The 20,632-nt window shown below is 42.9% G+C and carries 10 protein-coding genes and 1 pseudogene; all 11 read left to right on the plus strand.

Annotation, left to right across the window (positions count from 1 at the left end):
* Positions 1-6 precede the first annotated feature (6 nt).
* Entirely contained in the window at positions 7-1,869 is a 1,863-nt protein-coding gene (locus BWI44_RS04740) for an FAD-dependent oxidoreductase (protein WP_195208556.1), read from the plus strand.
* A 36-nt stretch (positions 1,870-1,905) separates the two neighbouring features.
* The gene (locus BWI44_RS04745) at positions 1,906-3,054 is read left to right on the plus strand and encodes a beta-1,2-mannosidase (protein WP_195208555.1); all 1,149 of its coding nucleotides are present in this window, start codon (positions 1,906-1,908) and stop codon (positions 3,052-3,054) included.
* Positions 3,055-3,116: 62 nt separating this feature from the next.
* On the plus strand, positions 3,117-4,223 hold the full coding sequence (locus BWI44_RS04750) for a glycoside hydrolase family 88/105 protein (RefSeq protein ID WP_007661334.1): 1,107 nt from the start codon (positions 3,117-3,119) through the stop codon (positions 4,221-4,223).
* A gap of 20 nt (positions 4,224-4,243) precedes the next feature.
* A complete protein-coding gene (locus tag BWI44_RS04755) occupies positions 4,244-7,201 on the plus strand; it encodes a glycosyl hydrolase 115 family protein (RefSeq protein ID WP_195208554.1) in 2,958 nt (985 codons plus the stop codon).
* Between the two features lie 373 nt (positions 7,202-7,574).
* The gene (locus BWI44_RS04760; RefSeq protein ID WP_195208553.1) at positions 7,575-10,121 is read left to right on the plus strand and encodes a glycoside hydrolase family 31 protein; all 2,547 of its coding nucleotides are present in this window, start codon (positions 7,575-7,577) and stop codon (positions 10,119-10,121) included.
* 11 nt (positions 10,122-10,132) lie between these two features.
* The gene (locus BWI44_RS04765; protein WP_195208552.1) at positions 10,133-12,868 is read left to right on the plus strand and encodes an MGH1-like glycoside hydrolase domain-containing protein; all 2,736 of its coding nucleotides are present in this window, start codon (positions 10,133-10,135) and stop codon (positions 12,866-12,868) included.
* Between the two features lie 334 nt (positions 12,869-13,202).
* The gene (locus BWI44_RS04770) at positions 13,203-16,325 is read left to right on the plus strand and encodes a SusC/RagA family TonB-linked outer membrane protein (RefSeq protein WP_195208551.1); all 3,123 of its coding nucleotides are present in this window, start codon (positions 13,203-13,205) and stop codon (positions 16,323-16,325) included.
* 34 nt (positions 16,326-16,359) lie between these two features.
* Positions 16,360-18,183 (plus strand): RagB/SusD family nutrient uptake outer membrane protein, encoded by a 1,824-nt coding sequence (locus tag BWI44_RS04775; RefSeq protein WP_007661340.1) that lies wholly within the window; start codon positions 16,360-16,362, stop codon positions 18,181-18,183.
* 2 nt (positions 18,184-18,185) lie between these two features.
* On the plus strand, positions 18,186-19,217 hold the full coding sequence (locus tag BWI44_RS04780; protein ID WP_007661341.1) for a family 43 glycosylhydrolase: 1,032 nt from the start codon (positions 18,186-18,188) through the stop codon (positions 19,215-19,217).
* Positions 19,218-19,281: 64 nt separating this feature from the next.
* A complete protein-coding gene (locus BWI44_RS04785; protein ID WP_394368897.1) occupies positions 19,282-20,208 on the plus strand; it encodes a family 43 glycosylhydrolase in 927 nt (308 codons plus the stop codon).
* Between the two features lie 22 nt (positions 20,209-20,230).
* Positions 20,231-20,632: pseudogene (locus BWI44_RS04790) on the plus strand (hypothetical protein); the annotation flags it as partial.

Here is a 20,632-nt window from a genome sequence, read left to right on the forward strand (position 1 = left end):
AATAGCGTGAAGGGATTCCATATCCTTATAGCTTTATTGCTACTCAGTTTGGGAGTGTCTGCTCAAAACCATTTTGATATTGTGGTGGTGGGCGGTAACCCCGGTGGCATTATGACGGCTATTGCAGCAGCCCGACAGGGCAAGACTTCAGTTATTCTGGAACGTACCCGGCATATTGGAGGACTTCCTGCCAACGGGCTGGGAGCAACGGATATTGCCACCCGGGAAGCGACTACCGGTCTGTTCCTGGAATTTACTTCCAGGATTAAGCGATATTATGCAGATCGTTATGGAGAAAACTCTCAACAGTTGAAGGACTGCAGTGATGGCTTCCATTTTGAACCGTCTGTTGCGACAACCATTTATCAGGATATGCTGAATGAGCATAAAGATAAGATTACTGTGCTCTTAATGCGGCAATTTGATGCTGAAAATCAGAATATCTCTATCAAGAACGGGCGTATTGAAAGTATCTGTATCTTGAATCGTGAGAATGGGAAGAAAGAGATTTATCAGGGTGACGTGTTTGTAGATGCTACTTATGAAGGGGATTTGGGAGCAGCTGCCGGTGTGCCTTTTCGTATAGGAAGGGAAAGTAAAACCGAATTTGGGGAACCCGGAGCCGGACGAGCTTATGAATATTGGAAAAGTCTGCCTGCCAGTGGTAGCACTGGGGAAGCAGACAATGCAGTTCAGGCATATAATTATCGGCTTTGTCTGACAAATGATCCTAAAAATCGAGTTCTTTTTCCGAAACCGACATCTTACAATAGGGATGAATATGTGCCATTAATTGAAGACGTATGGACCGGAAAGAATACTCAACGAGTTATGCTGAAAGTGACGGACGAGATGATGGAAGAAAATCGCCGTCATATTGCTGCAGGCAATCCAACCAAGCTACCCGGAGACAGTTGGGGAATCAGAAAGTTGAGCAGTATTGTGAAATTACCCAATCAAAAGACAGATGGCAATAACCAGCATGCTGCATTTATTTCTACCGATTTGCCTGAGGAGAATTGGCCGTGGCCCACTTCATCCTGGGAGTGGAGAGATAAGTTTGCCAAACGTTTAAAAGATTATACATTGGGCTTATTCTGGTTTGCCCAGAATGATCCGGAACTACCGGAGCATTTCCGTAAAGCAATGTTGGAATGGGGATTGGCTAAAGATGAATATCAAGATAATGAATATTTTCCCCGGCAAGTTTATGTACGCGAAGGAAGACGCTTTGAAGGAGTTTATTTCTTCACTGCTAAGGATGCTTTGCCCACAGCATCGGGTGAGCGCCCACCTTTGCATGCTAATAGTGTGACAGCCAGTCATTATGCACTCGATTCACATGCTGCCAGGAAAAGGGAAGCTGGGAGAGCACACTTGGATGGATTTATTAGCTATCCTACAGCTGTCTATACGGTACCATTGGGGGTTATTCTACCCCGAAATGTAGAAAATTTGCTGTTACCTGTACCTGTATCCGGCTCGCATATCGGTTTCTCCACATTGCGTATGGAGCCTTGCTGGATGGCGTTGGGACAGGCGGCAGGTATTGCTGCTTCGTTGGCAATTGACTGCAAAGTGCCTGTACAGGATGTAGATATGTCCAGATTACAAGATTTGTTGGTGGACCAGAAAGCAACGTTGATCTACTTTCGTGATTTACGACCGGAAGATCCTAACTTCCGCTTGGCGCAATATATGGGGCTGAGAGGATATCTGCCCGAATGGAATGCTAATTTGCACGGAGCGATTGATGAAGGAACGCTACAGGAATGGAGTGCATTATGTGGGTTTAAGCCCAAAGCTACTCTCGGAAAGACATCCAGACTGGAAGTTCTGACCATGATTTATAAGCGTATTTGTCAGTAAAACGATAACTTTAACCATGTAAAACAAAGAAATAAAATGAAATTAAAACTAATAATGGGTCTGATAGGAGTTCTGTCGTTTAGTAGTTTTTCTACTCTGCCTTCTTCAGATGATACCGACAAGAAACCACAAGAGAGTTGGGTGATTGGCCCGTTCTTACGTCCTGAGGGAGTTAACCCTGTATTGGTACCACAACCCACCTCTTTCCATTGCCCGATGCGAAAAGAACAGGTGAAGTGGGAGGAGAGTGATGTCTTCAATCCAGCTGCCACCGTGAAAGACGGAAAGATTGTTGTGCTTTACCGTGCCGAAGATAATTCAGCACAAGGTATAGGTAAAAGAACTTCCCGTATAGGTTATGCCGAGAGTGCGGATGGAGTGACTATGAAGAGACTGGACAGTCCGGTACTTTTTCCCGGTGGAGATGAATTTGAAAGCATCGAATGTCCGGGTGGTTGTGAAGACCCGCGGGTAGCAATGACCGAAGACGGACTGTATGTAATGCTTTATACAGCATGGAACCGGAAGACTCCCCGTCTTGCTGTGGCTACTTCCAAGGATCTGAAAAACTGGACTAAGCATGGCCTTGCTTTTGAGAAGGCATATGACGGTCGTTTTGCCAGAATAGCAACGAAGTCAGCTTCTATTCTTACGAAGGTGAAAGGTGGAAAACTGGTTATCGATAAAGTGGATGGCAAGTACTTCATGTATTGGGGAGAATATGCCGTACACGCAGCTACTTCCGATAACCTGACGGACTGGTATCCTGTACTGGATGAGAACAATGAATTATTGAAGATAGCCAAGCCGCGTAACGGATACTTTGATAGCCAGATGACTGAATGTGGTCCTCCTGCCATCCGTACCAAACAAGGCATTGTATTGATGTATAATGGCAAGAATGACAAGAAGAGAGGGGATGTCAACTATCCGGCAGGCGCTTACTGTGCAGGTCAACTTCTGCTCGATTCCAAAGATCCTTATAAAGTATTGGGCCGCTTGGACAAACCTTTCTTCATGCCTGAAGCTCCTTTTGAGAAGAGCGGACAGTATAAAGACGGAACCGTTTTTATCGAAGGATTGGCCTATTATAAGAAGAAGCTATATCTTTATTACGGCTGTGCAGACTCTAAAGTGGCAGTGGCTATATGTGATGATATAAAGCGGCTATTGAAAGTGAAGTAGTGGTATCGGATACCTCAAAGAGTGTGAATTATTATAGTTTTAACAGATAGAACCAAATTGTTATGTACAAGAAAGCATTTACATTATTATTATTATTATTTTCTTTTCAGTTATTAATTGCTCAGAAGAGTCTGCTGAAGAATTTTCCCGAAGGGTATACCCCCGATGAAATCGGTAGACGCATTTCCTATCGTTTTGTAACCGAGAAACATGCATTACATGCCGGAAAATGGATTGGTTATCCCGAAACCTTCTATTGGAACGGTTCTCTTAAATATGCGGCAGCAGCTAAAGATAAAGCACTTATCAAGCTTTTGCAAGCCCGGTTTGAGCATTTGTTTACTACTGAAAAGGCACTGTTGCCTATCAAGAATCATGTCGATTTAAACATGTTCGGCAGCTTGCCTTTGGAACTTTATTGGGTGACGAAGGATGAACGCTATAAAGAAGTGGGATTGCCTTATGCTGATACTCAATGGGAAGTTCCCGAAGATGCTAAACCTGAAGAGAAAGCGTGGGCGGAGAAGGGTTATTCATGGCAAACACGCCTTTGGATTGACGATATGTATATGATTACTATTGTGCAGACGCATGCCTACAAAGTGACCAATGACAGCAAATATATAGATCGTGCAGCTAAAGAAATGGTGATGTATCTGGATGAATTACAACGTCCCAATGGTCTCTTCTATCATGCACCAGATGTGCCCTTCTACTGGGGACGTGGAAACGGATGGATGGCAGCAGGTATGACAGAGTTGCTTCGTTACTTACCTAAGAATCACAAAGACCGTCCCCGCATCATGGAAGGTTATCTGACTATGATGAAGAGTCTGAAGGAATATCAGAATCCGGAAGGACTGTGGAACCAATTGCTGGATGATCCTGAATGCTGGACTGAAACATCAGGCTCTGCTATGTTTACTTTTGCTTTTATTACGGGTGTAAAGAACGGTTGGCTGGATGCCAAAGAGTATGCGCCCGCAGCTCGCAAGGCATGGATGGCTTTAGTGAATTATCTGACCGAGAAGAATCAGGTAAGAGAGATTTGCGTAGGTACCAATAAGAAGAACGACAAGCAATACTACTATGATCGTCCGCGTCGTACCGGTGATTTTCATGCACAAGGTCCTTACCTTTGGTGTGTAGTTGCCCTGATGGAGAAATAATTCATAATTATCGATAAAGCATGAGAATTTTTAAATCTATTTTATTAGGAGGTATGTTGCTGCTGAGTTCCTCGGCAGCACTGGCTCAGGTTTCGCTATCACAGAATAGTAGCGGATCTAACGTGTTTAGTCTCGTTGGCAAGAAGGATAAAGCCTGCGTGTACTATGACGCAAAAGACTTTGAAGTTGTAAAGACTACGGCAGGACTATTTGCAAATGATGTGAAAGAGGTGAGTGGACAGCTTTTGGGCGTTGCTACTACCAAAGAAGCGCCTCAAAAGAACTGTATTATCATCGGCACCTTGGGTTATAATGAGTGGATCGACCAGATGATTGCAAAGAAGAAACTGGATATAGAACCTTTGAAGAATCGTTGGGAAAGCTATCTGGTACAGCTTGTGCGCAATCCGCTTCCGGGTGTGGACAAAGCGTTGGTAATTATAGGTAGCGACCGCAGAGGTACTGCTTACGGGTTGCTTTCTGTATCAAGAACTATCGGTGTGTCTCCTTGGTACTGGTGGGCGGATGCTCCTATCATAAAGAAGGACCAGTTACACCTGAGAGTAGACAAGTATATTTCTAAAGAACCTACAGTGAAGTACAGAGGTATCTTCATCAATGATGAAGACTGGGGACTTTACCGTTGGTCAAGAGATAACTTCGAGAAAGAATTGGGCAATTTCGGTCCTCGGACTTATGCCAAAGTTTGTGAGCTTTTGCTTCGGCTTCAGGCCAACTATTTGTGTCCGGCTATGCACGATGCATCTATGGCATTTCACCGCATTCCTGAGAATAGAGTGGTTGCAGACCGCTTTGCTATCCTTATGGGAGCTTCCCACTGCGAACCGTTATTGTTTAATACGGCAAGTGAATGGAAACGCGATAAGATGGGTGAATGGGATTACATCAATAATAAAAAAGGTGTAGACAGCGTGCTCAATGTCCGTGTGAAGGAATGCGCTCCTTTTGAAAATGTATATACGCTGGCATTGCGCGGACTGCATGACAGAGCCATGAATGCAAGCAATGATATGGGTGATAGAAAGGATATGCTTCAGGAAGCTCTGATGGCGCAAAGACAGATGTTGATCGATGCAATCGGTAAACCGGGAGAAGAAATTCCCCAGGCATTTACTCCTTATAAGGAGGTACTGGACGTATATGATGAAGGTTTGGAACTACCGGATGATGTAACTATCATTTGGCCGGATGATAATTACGGTTATATGAAACGTCTGAGCAGCCCGAAAGAACAGAAACGTTCGGGTCGTTCGGGTGTATATTATCACTCTTCTTATCTTGGCAAGCCTCACGATCACCTTTGGATGAATACGGTTTCTCCTACATTGATGTATGAAGAACTTCGTAAAGCCTATGATGCAACAGCCGACCGCATCTGGTTGCTGAATGCCGGTGACATTAAGTCATGTGAATTTGCAGTGGATTATTTCCTGACAATGGCTTTCGATATTGATGCTTTCAACTTTGAAAGAGCAGCCAATTATCGTACAGAATGGTTGTGTGGAATGTTGGGCGACCAATACCGCAATGAGTATCAGGATGTAGTCAATTCTTTCTATAAGCTGGCTTTTGCACGTAAACCCGAATTTATGGGATGGGGTTACCAGTGGACGACTGATAAACATGGTAGAGAACGGAATACGGATACGGACTTCTCACTGACCAACTATCGTGAAGTGGACAACCGTTTGAGCGAATACCGCCGTATTGGAAGTATCGTAGAGAATATTCTGAATAATATGTCCGATGAGAAACAGAAAGCATGTTTCTATCAGTCATTATATTATCCGGTAAAGGGATGCGAATTGTTGAACAGAATGGTACTGGACGGACAAAGAAACCGTTGGTATGCTATTCAGCAAAGAGCATCGGCTAAGGATTTGAAGAAATCAGCAAAAGCTTGTTATGACAGTCTGGAAGTTATAACCAAAGGATATAACTCACTGCTCGACGGTAAATGGAATCATGTGATGACCATGAAGCAAGGATTTGCGGCTGCTTATTTTGAACTTCCGAAGTTGAGAGATGTTGAACTGGCACCTACAGCCTCTCTGGGTGTAATGACCGAGGGTGAGGCAGTATTGAAAGGTCTGCAAAGCTTCCATTCGTTGCCATGTTTCAATACTTACCTGCGCCAATCTTACTATGTAGATGTATTCAATAAAGGTGCTACTCCGTTGAAATGGAAAACATCTGTAACAAACGATTGGATTTTGGTAAGTAAGAAGTCCGGAGAGACAGCTACCGAAGAGCGTATAGAAGTCTCCATCGACTGGGCAAAGGTTCCGGCTGGTGAGAGAATTCTTGGTACATTGGATATTATGTCCGACCGTGGTGAGAAAGAAAGTGTTTATATCTCCGTCTTTAATCCTACATCTCCTTCATTGGCCGAAATGGACACTCTGTTTGTAGAGAACAATGGATATGTTGCGATGGATGCGGCAAGTTTCCACCGTAAAGTAGAGAATGATGATATTAAGATGATTGTGATTCCGAACCTGGGATTTGAGAATACAGCTGTTCAGTTGGGTAATCCTATGGCAAAGGCACAGCGTACGGCGGGACGTAATACACCGCGTCTGGAATATGATTTCTATACTTTTGAACAGGGATCGGTAGATGTTTACACCTATGTACTTCCTACCTTCCCCATAAGCAAGGATAGAGGATATGCCGGACATGAAGCAACTAATGTTGAGACTAAATATGGCGTATGTATCGATGAGGGTCCCGTTATGAATCCGTCTACTTCTTCCTTTGAATATGCTCAGATCTGGTATGAGAGCGTATTGAAGAATTGCAGAATCAATAAGACGACCCTTCATATAGACAAGCCGGGCAAGCATACAGTGAAAATCATCTGTGGAGATGCCGGAACCGTTTTGCAGAAGGTTGTATTGGACTTTGGTGGTATGAAGCGTTCTTATATGGGACCGCAACCTACCAGAAAGGAATAAAAGAGTGATAAGGTGGTAGAGTGATAGATCACTCTACCACCTTATCACATTTTGTTCATAACCCGATAAAAATGAATCAATCTATGTCTTTTGTGTGTAATTTTTATTTCTTGTCTTGTCACCTTTTCCACCACCATTCCCTCCTCTCAGATACCTTCTGGATGGGGGTACAATGAGTCAGGGACTGAAAGGCATTCAGTCAGTTAGTGAAAGGCATTCAGTCCCTGACTGAATCAGATTCATTCAACGAGTCGGAAGAGTAGCTGCAGGAAAGGAAGAAACTTACGAACTTTTTGTAAGTATAGTTGCTAACTGATGAAATATACGATGAATCATTATTTAACCCCTGATTCGCATAAATATCAATATTACTATGATGAAAAAGTTAATACTTGCCTTTTGTATGTTACAAGGTATCTTGTTATCGTTGGGAGCTCAGGATATGCATCAGAACATAGCATATGCTGACAATAATGTGCGCTTTACGGTTATCTCAGATGGGACACTCCGTTTGGAGTATGCTCCGGATGGTAAATTTGTAGATAACAAATCTTTTGTTGCGGTGAACCGCCTCTATCCGGATGTAGACTACAAGCTGAAGTCAAAAGGGGCGTGGATTGAAATAATGACCTCTAAGATGAGGATGCGTTATAAAAAAGACAGTGGTCAGTTTACCGGAGACAATCTGGTGATTGAAGCGGTGAAAGGGGCATTTCCATTCACTTGGAAGCCCGGAGTGCAGCAAAAAGGAAATCTGAAAGGTACTTACCGCACTCTGGACGGAATGGATGGTGAGACGCAAACTCAAACTTGGGTAGCTGATACCAAGAAAGGGGAACAACTGAAGTTGGAAGACGGTTTGCTGGCTACCGACGGTTGGTCTTTTATTGATGATTCACAAGGACTTCTGTTCGATAACGATCCGGATTGGGAGTGGGCGAAAGAACGTCCCGCCAACGGAGGGCAGGACTGGTATTTCATGGCTTACGGGCATGATTACAAGCAAGCTCTGAAAGACTACACTCTCTTTGCAGGTAAGATGCCGTTGCCTCCCCGCTATGCGTTTGGCTATTGGTGGTCGCGCTATTGGTTGTATTCTGATAAAGAGTTCCGTAACCTGATTGATAATTTTAATACTTATCAGATTCCTTTGGATGTGTTGGTGGTAGATATGGACTGGCATTATACCGAGAAGGGTAAAGGAGGCTGGACCGGTTGGACTTGGAACAGGGATTTATTTCCGAATCCCCAAGGTTTCTTGAAATATCTGAAACAGAATGACCTGAAAATTACTCTCAATCTGCATCCGGCAGACGGAGTGGCTGCATACGAAGAAAACTATACGGAGATGGCGAAAGACATGGGGGTCGATCCTGAGACAAAGAAGACGATTCCCTGGGTTAATTCCGATAAAAAGTTCATCCGGAGTATGTTTAAGAATATACTGGGTCCGATGGAGAAAGATGGAGTAGACTTCTGGTGGCTGGACTGGCAGCAGGGAATGTTTGACCCGAAGATGAAGAATCTGAGTAATACGTGGTGGATCAATTACGCATTCTTTAGTGATATGGAAAAGCGCCGGGAGACTCGCCCGATGTTATATCACCGTTGGGGAGGATTAGGAAACCATCGTTATCAGGTAGGCTTTTCCGGTGATGCGGTGATCTCTTGGAAATCATTGGATTTTCAGCCTTATTTCAATTCTACTGCCTCTAATGTGCTGTATGGCTATTGGAGCCATGACTTAGGAGGACATATCGGTAGTCAGATAGATCCCGAAATGTATACCCGTTGGTTACAATTCGGAGCATTAAGCCCGATTATGCGTACGCATTCTCAGAAAGGGGCTAAATTGAATAAAGAACCCTGGGTGTTCAATAAGGAGTATTGTGACATCATTCGTGAAACAATTCGCCAACGCTATGTGATGGCTCCTTATATTTATACGATGGCCCGCAAGGGGTATGATGACGGAATTTCACTCTGCCGCCCCATGTATTATGATTATCCGGAAAATAAGGAAGCCTATGAGTTCCGAAATGAATATATGTTCGGAGATGATGTGCTGGTTATGCCGGTCACTGCTCCGGTAGAGAATGACTATGCACAGGTGCGTGTATGGTTGCCGGAAGGAGAATGGTATGAATGGCATACAGGTGCTTTGCTGAAAGGGAATCAGATTGTGGAACGCTCTTTTGCCGTTGATGAATACCCCATTTATATAAAGGCAGGTGCCATATTGCCCATGTATCTGGATAATGTGATGAATCTGAATGGCAATGACGAAGAGGTGGCAGTAACCGTTTTCCCCGGTGGAGGCGATACTGCCGAGTTCAAGTTGTACGAAGATAATGGTAATGATAAGAATTATGCATCCGAATATGCTGTGACTAAGTTGAGTTCTGTCCGCAATGGTAATGAACAAACGCTTGTGATAGGTAAACGTGAGGGTGCTTATAAGGATATGCCTCTTGCCCGCCCGTTTAAAGTGAAGGTGCTTTCTTCTCTTATTCCCCAGTCTGTTACGGTGAATGGACATCCGGCTAAATACCAGTACTCAGGTGAAGATTTTGCCCTTTTGATCGATGTTCCTGCTCAGGCTTGCGATCAGGAAAAGGTGGTTAAAATCGTTTATCCGTCTGAAAAGGTCGATCTGAACGGACTTCTTGGAGCATCCCGAAGAATAGCGAAGAGTATGGAACAACTGAAATATCGTAATTCATACATTGTCTTTAAAGAAGAGTTTGGTAAAATGGGAAGTTTGAGTGAAGCAGTGACCTATGCTCCCTCCGAAATGCCCGCTTTGATCGCTGATTTCTGGAAAAGTTATAATGAACTGCCTGCAGTGTTGGAACGACAAGGAATGAAGAGTGATCTTGCAACATGGTTTTTGCAATCTGTTTGTTGGAGCAAGCGATAAATAATAGATAGATGAAACGATATTTGATGATATTTTTGGCCGCTTTCATGGCTTTTCACTATATGGGGGCTTCTTTGCCCTCCCAGGTGGACAGCCATGATATAGCGTCTTTACATGCATGGGGACCTTATTCCAAACGCTATGCAGGCATCTCGCACATACCTGATATGAGTAAAGGAATACGTTTTGATTTCTCCGTGATGCCCGGATATTATCGGAATCGCCAGTTGGTGCCGCATGTCCTGTTTGAATCGTCTTACTATCCATGGGAGATAAATCCGGAGGTGAATCGCATCACTTATCGATATGAACTGGAGTGGAAGGACAAGGTTTATACGGATGTCACTTATTACGTGTTGGATGATAACCGCACACTGGTCGGAATACATTGTGTCAACAATACAGGGATGCCTCAGAATCTGGTTCTGAACCAGATGGCTTATATAGACTATCCTGAGACGTATCCGCAGGTAACTGCTACAGGAGCATCGCGGCTGCAATGGTATAATGCCATTGATTATACGGAGAATGAACCTGTTCGGAAATCGCCTCAATACAGACTGGTATATGATGGGTGGCGGCGGAATGAAGAACGTACTGCTTCGTCTCTCGATGGTTCGATTCTGGGGAGAGGTTTCGGTAGGAGCGAAGGTGACCGCCTGAGTTATCAGGTGAAGATCCTTCCGGATCAGGAAAACGGAGCCATAGGCATCCGATTTAAGGTAAAGAAGGGAGAGAACGCTGTACTACAGCTGAAAGGACTGGTAGAACAATCTGTTACTCTGAAAGGTACGGGAGAATTTTCTTTCGTATCAGTTCTTTATCAGAATAAGAAGGCGGGAGAATACAAACTGGAACTTATTTCGGGCAGTACCGTTGAAATCGGTCTGGATGGATTCTTTATAGGCAGTGCGGATGATATCAGCAATGTAAAAGTAGTCCGTACGCCGATACCTTTTACTCCTGCAATGGAAGTAGGTAAAAACAAGAAAGACTTTATCCTGAAGTACAAAGACTGTGAAAACTATTATGGGGTGGCTTGGAACCATCAGCATTCGGAAGTTCGGGAAATACTGAACGGTGAATTGGAATCTTTCTTCCGGAGAAAGGTGCACGATCATGTCTCGTCAAGGCTGGTTGGAGATAGGAAGTGGCACTATACGAATGCTTTTTTGCGTCCTGTCGTGCTGGAACCAGATTCTGAACAGACCATTTACATGTTGGTATGTACAGGAGATAAGGAACAGGTACAACAAGAATTGCAGAGTTTCCATTCAACTCCGGATAAACTGATTGCGCAGGTTAAATCTACGGAAGGTGCAAAGTCTAAGGATAAAGTGTTACCGGGCGGAGAGAAGTATCTTCTGGGAAATCGTTTATTGCAAGCCTCGCTTTTATCGAATATCGTATATCCGGTTTATACGCAGAAAGAGTACATCAGGCATTTCACACCGGGCAAGAACTGGAATAGTCTTTATACTTGGGATTCCGGATTCATTGCACTGGGACTGATTGATGTGGATCCGGCTAAGGCTTTCGAATGCATCAAGGCTTATACAACTCCGGTAGGGAGTGAATCGGCTTTTATTCATCATGGCACTCCATTGCCTATCCAGATGTATGCTTACGCTGATTTGTGGAACAATAGCCTGTCACGTGAGACCTTGGAATTCTTATATCCCCGACTGAAACAGTTCTTTAACTTTATGGTTGGAAACGATCCTTACTCTACTACCCGGATGAAAGGCTCCGGTCTGCTTCGCACCTGGGATTATTTCTATAATTCCGGTGGATGGGACGATTATCCGCCTCAGCATGCACGTGGGGGGAATAAACTGGTGACTCCTGTAGTTACTTCGGCTTATTATCTGCGGGCTGCGAAAATACTGCGCCTGGCGGCAAAAGAGTTGGGACTGAAAAAGGATATGAAAGAATATGAGCAGGTAATCGGACGACTGTCGAATGCTTTGCAAACCTATTCTTGGGACGAAGAAAGCGGATATTTTGGGTATGTGCTCCATGATTCCTTGGAGAATGCGAAAGAAATCTTACGGTATAAGGATCGGTCGAACTTTAACAAGGGGTTGGATGGAGTGACTCCTCTGACAGCAGGTATCTGTTCTCCGGATCAGGTAAATAGGTTGGTGGGACATCTGTTTTCTTCTGATGAGTTATGGACAAAAGTAGGAATTTCAACGGTAGACCAGTCTGCGCCTTATTATAAAGTAGATGGGTATTGGAATGGTGCCGTATGGTTTCCCCATCAGTGGGTAATGTGGAAAACTCTTTTAGATTTAGGTAAGGGAGAAGAAGCCTATCGGGTGGCGCATACAGCCCTGGATAATTGGGAAAAGGAATGTGAAGCAAGCTATTTCACATTCGAACATTTCATTATCTCTTCGGGAAGAGGAGCAGGGTGGCACCAGTTTTCCGGACTTTCATCACCTATTTTGAACTGGTTTGCTGCCTATTATAAGCCGGGCAAAGTTTCTACCGGCTTTGAGGTATGGATTACGAAGAGCGAATTCAATAGTACTTGTTCTGGATATAAGGCTGATATCTCTTTTGACGATTCGACAAAGGCTCATGAGCGTTGTATGATTGTCTGCATGGATGCAGGATATAAGTATGAAGTATTGTTCAATGGTAAGTCTGTTAAATCCAGATCTGACCATCCCGGAATGTTAGAAATCACATTACCGGCTACTAATAAAACCGGTGAACTTATAATTCGGGCTCTTAATTAGAGTTATTCATAAGAGCATTATTTTCTTTCATATTCAATATTAACCTCTGTGAGGTATAAGATGCCCATTTCGCACACGGTGAAATGGGCATCTTGTGTTATCAGATTAAAACAGATCGATACATTTCATTACAAATGAAACTTTGCAAAATAAGATATTTGTCTCATTACTGATAATTTTGTATCTACCGCCGTTTTATAGCCTTCTGGCTGCGAAAATGAGACGTTTTTTCTCTTTTTAGGGATAAGTTTATTACCGATTATTTAATTGAATCTCTACTTTTGTCTTGCTTTAAAGCCAAGAAAGTCTTTACAATTTTTTAAAATTTAATATTATGAAGCAGAAGATTTCAAAATTCTTTTCTGATGCGAGGATTAGGATGCTACTATTATTCCTGATCTCTACAGTTTATATTCAAGCTCAGTCGGGCAGAATCGTTACGGGTGTCGTTAAAGATGCCGCGGGCGAAACAGTTATTGGAGTAAACGTAACTGTAAAGGGTAATGCTGCTTTGGGTACTATTACCGATTTGGATGGTAAGTATTCATTGAGTGTTCCTGCGCAAAAATCTACTTTAGTGTTTTCATTCATTGGTTATCAAACTATAGAAAAAACGATTGATGCTAACACGAGAACTCTGAACGTAACGTTGGTTGAAGATTCTAAGTTGCTGGATGAAGTCGTTGTAGTTGGTTACGGTACAATGAAAAGAAAAGACGTAACAGGTGCTGTGGCACACGTTGGAGATGAAGTGACCAAGAACAGAGCTGCAACAAATGCTCTTGATTTCCTTGTAGGTACTGTACCCGGTGTGCATATAACACCTTCTACTGAAGCTGGTGGTGGTGCTTCCGGACTTCTGATTCGTGGTAAACAATCATTGAAGGCAAGTACTTCTCCTTTGATTGTTCTGGATGGTGTAGTATTCTATGGTAACATTGGAGATATTAACCCGAATGACATTGAAAGTATGGATATCCTGAAGGATGCCAGCTCTACTGCTATCTATGGTTCTAAGGGGTCGGCAGGTGTTATTCTTATTAATACTAAGAGAGGTTCTTCTGAAAAGCCTATTATTAATGTAAGTACAAAAATCGGTGTGTCGCAAGCAACCTTTATGCCTGAAATGCCTACTGCCGAACAATACATGCAGAGACGTTCTGATTATTATAAGACAATCGACTATTTCAAACCGGGAGACCAACAAAAAGGTTTAGGCTACTATGATAATCCCGACCATCTGCCTGAAGGAGTTTCCCGCGATCAATGGGCTGCTTATGATCCTTCTTTCTCCGGTGATTACATTGAAACCTGGATGCAACGTCTGGAATTCAATCCCATTGAGGTTACCAATTACAAAGCCGGTAAATTCGTTGACTGGATGGACCTTGTTTACCAGAATGGTTTGAGACAAGATTACAGTGCGTCTGTTTCAGGAAAGACAGCGAGAACCAACTATTATGTTTCATTAGGATATACCAATAATGACGGTATTGTTGTAGGCGATCAATTCCGTGCTTCAAGATCACGTGTGAATTTGGATACTGAGATTACAAAATGGCTGAATATCGGTTTGAATGCGCAATTCGTTCATAAAGGTTCGGATGATATTAAGGCGGATACAGGTGCAGCCAAGGCAGCCAGTCCTTTTGGTGATGTTTATGAAGCTGACGGAAGCATCAAAGTTAGACCTTGGGATGACAACCGCGTTGCCAACCCGTTACTGAATCGTTCAGTAGATGATAAATATTACAGAACACAAACCTTCAACTCAAGCGTGTATGGTAAGTTGACTCTTCCGTTCGGATTCACCTGGCAGACTACTTTCAACGTACGTTATGGTTGGAGAAAGGATTATTATTTTGATTCTGATATCAAACCGGGTGTGGTAGCCGGTGGCAAAGCAAAACGTGTGGACTACTCTGACTACGAGTGGAGCATTGATAATATGCTGAAGTGGAACCGCACTTTTGCTAAAATACATAACTTTGATTTTACCTTTGTGTATACTGCTGAAAAATATCAGAACTGGCAAAGTACGGGAAACAATGAAGGTTTCCAACCGAATGGTGCATTGAGTTATCATGGCATTCAGGCCGGTATTACTCCTACTGTCAGCGCAAACGATGAAATGCAGACTGGTAATGGTTTATTATGGCGTTTGAACTACTCTTTGATGGACCGTTATTTGCTGACCGGTTCTGTACGTCGTGATGGTTTCTCTGCTTTTGGACAGAACAATCCTTTCGGTGTATTCTCTACAGTTGCTGCCGGATGGCGTATGTCAGAAGAAAAGTTCTTGAAGGATGTGAAATGGATTAATAACCTGAAACTGCGTCTCTCTTGGGGACAGACCGGTAACCGTGACATCGGTCGTTATGCCGCTTTCTCAAGATTGACTATTACCAATGTTATTCAGAATGGTGTAAACTATAAAGGTGTATATCCCTCAAGTTTGGCCAACAGAGATTTGAAATGGGAAACGACTACCGGTTTTAACCTCGGTGTCGACTTCGGGTTGTTCAACAACCGGTTAAGCGGTTCTGTGGAACTTTATAAGAATAAAACGAACGATTTATTGATGGACCGTGCCATGCCCGAAATCTCCGGATACGGTAAGATTGCCTCCAATCTGGGAGAACTTGCCAATCAGGGTGCTGAGTTGACTTTGTCAAGTGTAAACGTGAATACTCGGAATGTACGTTGGGGTACTACCTTCACTTATTCTACTAACAAGAATGAAATCAAACATCTGTATGGTGATATGATTGACGTGCTGGATGCAGAGGGTAACGTTATCGGCCAGCGTGAGGATGATGATGTACAGAACGGCTGGTATATCGGACATGCTATTGATGAGATCTATGATTATAAGTGGATTGGCGTATGGCAACTGGGTGAAGAACTGGAAGCTGCAAAATATGGTAAACAACCGGGTGACCCGAGATTGCTGGATGTCAATAATGATGGTAAGATTAATGACGATGATAAACTTTGGTTGGGTACAAAGACTCCGAAACATCGTATGACATTGAGCAGTGACCTGAATCTGTTCAAATGTATCAACTTCTCTTTCGTACTGCGTGGAGAATTCGGCTGGATGGATATTGATAATCTGCCAAGAAACGAAACTAATCGCTTCTACAATACTTCAAACTCTGTTTGGACTGAATATTGGACGCCTTGGAATCCAAATTCAAAATACGCCCGTTTAGGTGCGAACATTGATAGCCCGGGTGTGAATATTTACGAAAAGAGAAACTACGTAAGAATGCAGAATATGGCATTGTCTTATACATTCCCGAAGAAACTGATTAACAAGTTCATGATTGATAACCTGAGATTCAGTATCAATGTGGATAACGCTTTCGTTATCTCTAAGTGGAGAACTTCCGATCCTTTGACTAAGGCTATCACTCCACGTATCTGGACATTCGGTGTAGACATTACCTTATAATCTGATAGAACGATAATTAAATAAAGATATTCAAATGAAAACAAAGAAATATATACTAAAAGGTCTGGCAACCTGCCTGATAGCTGCCGGTCTTTCTGCTTGTGTTGATCTTGAACCGAAAGCGATGTCCTTTCTGACGCCGGAAAACACTTTTGTGGATAAAGCAGGTTTAGAAACCATGCTTCGCCTTTGTCGTAAACAAATGAACTTTGAATGGTTCGGAGATGCTTTCAATTCTGGAAACTGTGAAACCTATTCTGTGTATGAATATGCTTGGTCTGACCTGGCTGTAATGGGTGGTCCTGAGACGAAGGAAATCCATAATATGGTGACTCAGCTGACTCCTACTACCAATATGTATCTGCACTTACGTTATTGGGTTTTCGGCTGGAATGGTATCAAGTATGCTAATACTGTCATTACCCGTGCCCCGGAAGCTGATGGTATGGCTTCGGAAGAAGACAGAAATGCTTGTCTTGCCGAAGGATATTTTCACCGTGCTTACTGGTATTATCTGCTGACTAACCAGTTTGGAGATATACCTTGGATCGGAGAAGAAATTACCGGTGCAAAGCTGGACTTTAATACTGTTTCCCGTAAAACGATCTTGGCTAATATCAAGAAAGATATGGAATATGCCATACAATGGTTACCTAAAGATGTGATCCGCGGTGCTGTGAGCAGAGCAGCAGGTGAACATCTACTGGCTAAGATATGTCTGGCTACGGGTGACTTCCAACAGGCAGTAGACGCAACAACCCGTTGTATTAACGATTATGGATTGCACTTGATGACCGAACGTTTCGGTATTAATGCGGATGATAAGAGCAAAGATGTTTATAATGACTTGTTCCAGGAAGAAAATATCAGTATTGTTGAGAACAAGGAAGGTATCATGATCGGTCAGGAAATTTATGGTTTGGATGGATGTTCTTCTCCAAGTGGCTCAAAGCGTAAACGTAATTTCGTGCCGCAGTGGCATGCCGGAAGCAAAGTGAAGACACCGGACGGAAAGAATGGGACAACGGACGCTTCGGGTATCTACGATGGGTACGAACAATTGGAAGAGCTGGGTAGAGGTCTTGCCAAGATACGTCCTACCAACTATGCACAATATGAGTTGTGGAAAGATTGTGGTGACGATATGCGTCATAACTCCAATAACTGGTTCGATAAATCACGTATCAAATATAATTTGCCGGCTTCAAAAGGGGGTAGTAGCAAATACTTCGGCCAACCGGTGGATCCTGCTTACTGTACGGATACCATGCGTTGTTACTTCTCTTTCCCGATTGTGAAGGTTCTGATTGACAAAGATGATCCAAATGCAGGAGGTAAAGTTCCTGTAGGTGGTTTCACAGACCAGTATATTTTCCGCCTTGCCGAGACTTACCTGAACAGAGCTGAAGCTTACTGGTGGTTGGGTAAGAATGATCTGGCTACTGAGGATGTGAATACAATCCGTCGTCGTGTGAATGCACCGGAACTTTCATCTGTTACATTGGAAGATATTCTGGATGAAAGAGCCAGGGAATTGTTCTTGGAAGACCATCGTAAGTCCGAGTTGACTCGTATTGCTTTCCTGAAAGCAGAAAAGGGTATAGATGGATATTCTCTTGATAACTTCTCTGAAAAGAACTGGTATTATGACCGTATCATGGAAAAGAATAATTTCTTTGCAACGGAATACTATTATTCAACCAATGCCTTTATCATGAAACCATATCATGTGTTGTGGCCTGTTCCGCGTAATGCTATAGAATCCAATACTCAAGGTCGTATCAATCAGAACTACGGTTACGATGGTTATGAAGATAATATTCCTGTAGAAGAACTTGAAAAAAGATATAATAATTGATTATGAGAAGTAAATATATATTGTTTGCCTTGGCTCTGACAGGAGCCTTGGCATCCTGTTCGGATGATGATAATAATAAAAAGCCGGTTTATAACAACCCTTATTCAAACCCGCTGACTAACTACAGTGCGGCTGATCCGACAGTTTGGAAAGAAAACGATCATTCGTTCTATGTATATGCTACCAACACATCTGTAATCCGCAAATCAACAGATTTGATCCATTGGACAGATGGTGGTAAAATGTTTGAGAAGAAACCTTCGTTTGTTACTGAATCTGGTGCGGCAGTATGGGCTCCGGACATTGAGAAGATTGGTGATAAATACATTCTGTATTATGCTATGTCTGCTATGGGTAAACCTGCATCTGCCGGCATTGGAATTGCTTCTGCAGATTCTCCCGAAGGTCCCTTCTCATTGGATATATCTGTTGATGGAAAGGGTAAGTTATTTACTTCAAATGAGATTAATGTAAGAAACTCTATCGATCCTTGCTTTTTTGAGGACAATGGACAAAAATGGCTGGTTTGGGGTAGTTTTAATGGTCTTTATGCAGTAAAATTGAATGCTGACGGAACAAGAGTATATCCCGACCTTGCAACTGCAAAGAAAGAAAGAGTACAGGTTGCGGGTACTGCTTTTGAAGCACCTTACATACATAAGCGTGGTGATTATTACTATATGTTTGCATCTGTAGGTTCGTGCTGTAACTCTATGTTGAGTACGTATACTACTGTTGTCGGACGTTCTACTTCCTTCTTAGGCCCGTACGTGAATAAGAATGGAGAATCAATGCTTGATAATAAATATGAGGTTCTTATCAGAGCTAATGATCGCTTTGTAGGTCCTGGCCATAATTCGGAGATTGTGACGGATAGCGAAGGTAATGAGTGGATGTTGTATCACAGTTATGACAGACACACTCCAAGCAAAGGACGTTATCTGATGATCGACCGGATTGTTTGGGAGAATGATTGGCCGGTAATTGCTGGTAATAGTCCATCTACCGAAGCAGAAGCACCGGTTTGTAAATAGTAATAGTGAATATATGCAGAAAATATTGTTAATAGGAGCTTTTCTCGCCATAAGCTGTTTGCTTATGGCGAAAAAGCCCGTCAAGAGCTATCAGAATCCGGTTATAAACTATAGTTTGCCTGATCCTTCTATTATCAAAGGAGAGGATGGTTACTATTACCTGTATGCCACCGAAGATATTCGAAACTTGCCTATTCATCGTTCGAAAGACTTAGTGGAGTGGGAATATGTGGGTACTGCTTTTACTAAAAGCACTCGTCCGGGCTTTGAACCCAAAGGAGGATTATGGGCTCCTGATATCAATAAAATAGGTGATAAATATGTACTTTATTATTCCATGTCCGTTTGGGGAGGTGAGTGGACTTGTGGCATCGGATGTGCTACTGCCGATAAGCCTGAAGGTCCTTTTAAGGATCATGGGAAAATGTTCCGTAGCAATGAAATCAATGTACAGAATTCCATAGATCCTTTCTATATAGAGGATGGAGGAAAGAAATATCTCTTCTGGGGTAGTTTCCGTGGAATTTATGGTATTGAACTGTCGGATGACGGACTTTCTATAAAGAAAGGTGCTAAACTCCGTCAGGTAGCGGGGACAGCCTATGAAGGAACATATATTCATAAAAAAGATGGCTATTATTATTTCTTTGCATCCATAGGTACTTGTTGCGAAGGATTGAAGAGCACTTATACTACAGTTGTAGGCCGTTCGAAGAAGCTTTTTGGACCTTATGTTGATAAGAGTGGTAAGAAGATGCTGGATAACCACCATGAAGTACTGATTCATAAGAATGATGCTTTTGTAGGTACCGGGCATAATTCAGAGATTGTAACGGATAAAGCAGGTAATGACTGGATGTTCTATCATGCGGTGAGTACTAAAAATCCCGGAGGTCGCGTGCTGATGATGGATAAGGTGAATTGGAAAGACGGATGGCCATCAGTGGCCGGCAATTCTCCATCGATAGAAGCCGAAAGGCCTGAAATGTAAAATAGTAAAATGAAGATTGAATATGAGGTTAAAAAGATTGTTTTTAGGGATAATGCTTTCTGTGGGCATTGTAAATATAGGAGCGGCAAATTATATTCCTGAGAATGTTTCCATTTCTTTAAAAGTTCCGGGTAATGACGCCCGGCACTATTCGCTGACTCTCCAGAAGCAGCAGGACGGTGTGTATACCTGCCAGTCTTCCGAGCAGTTGCCATTGGCTATTACCCGCGAGGTAGTGGATAAAGATGGCAAGCAGCGTATCAACGTTGTCATCAAAGCCTTGGATACTGTTTATTTCAACTATGGCGAGCAAATAAAAACCGGATACCGTCATTCCGATTGCCAGTTCTATATGCCCGGCTTCTGGTACCGCCAGAATCTTCGTTCTCCCGAAAAGGCGCCTTCTTTCCATACCTCGGATAGC

It is taken from the genome of Bacteroides sp. Phil13 (assembly GCF_001940965.1).
Classification (GTDB): Bacteria; Bacteroidota; Bacteroidia; order Bacteroidales; family Bacteroidaceae; genus Bacteroides; species Bacteroides intestinalis.

Coding starts and splice junctions, on each gene's coding strand:
- BWI44_RS04755 (WP_195208554.1), top strand. CDS start 4,244: ATGAGAATTTTTAAATCTATTTTATTAGGAGGTATGTTGCTGCTGAGT.
- BWI44_RS04750 (WP_007661334.1), top strand. CDS start 3,117: ATGTACAAGAAAGCATTTACATTATTATTATTATTATTTTCTTTTCAG.
- BWI44_RS04770 (WP_195208551.1), top strand. CDS start 13,203: ATGAAGCAGAAGATTTCAAAATTCTTTTCTGATGCGAGGATTAGGATG.
- BWI44_RS04775 (WP_007661340.1), top strand. CDS start 16,360: ATGAAAACAAAGAAATATATACTAAAAGGTCTGGCAACCTGCCTGATA.
- BWI44_RS04745 (WP_195208555.1), top strand. CDS start 1,906: ATGAAATTAAAACTAATAATGGGTCTGATAGGAGTTCTGTCGTTTAGT.
- BWI44_RS04780 (WP_007661341.1), top strand. CDS start 18,186: ATGAGAAGTAAATATATATTGTTTGCCTTGGCTCTGACAGGAGCCTTG.
- BWI44_RS04760 (WP_195208553.1), top strand. CDS start 7,575: ATGATGAAAAAGTTAATACTTGCCTTTTGTATGTTACAAGGTATCTTG.
- BWI44_RS04765 (WP_195208552.1), top strand. CDS start 10,133: ATGAAACGATATTTGATGATATTTTTGGCCGCTTTCATGGCTTTTCAC.
- BWI44_RS04785 (WP_394368897.1), top strand. CDS start 19,282: ATGGCGAAAAAGCCCGTCAAGAGCTATCAGAATCCGGTTATAAACTAT.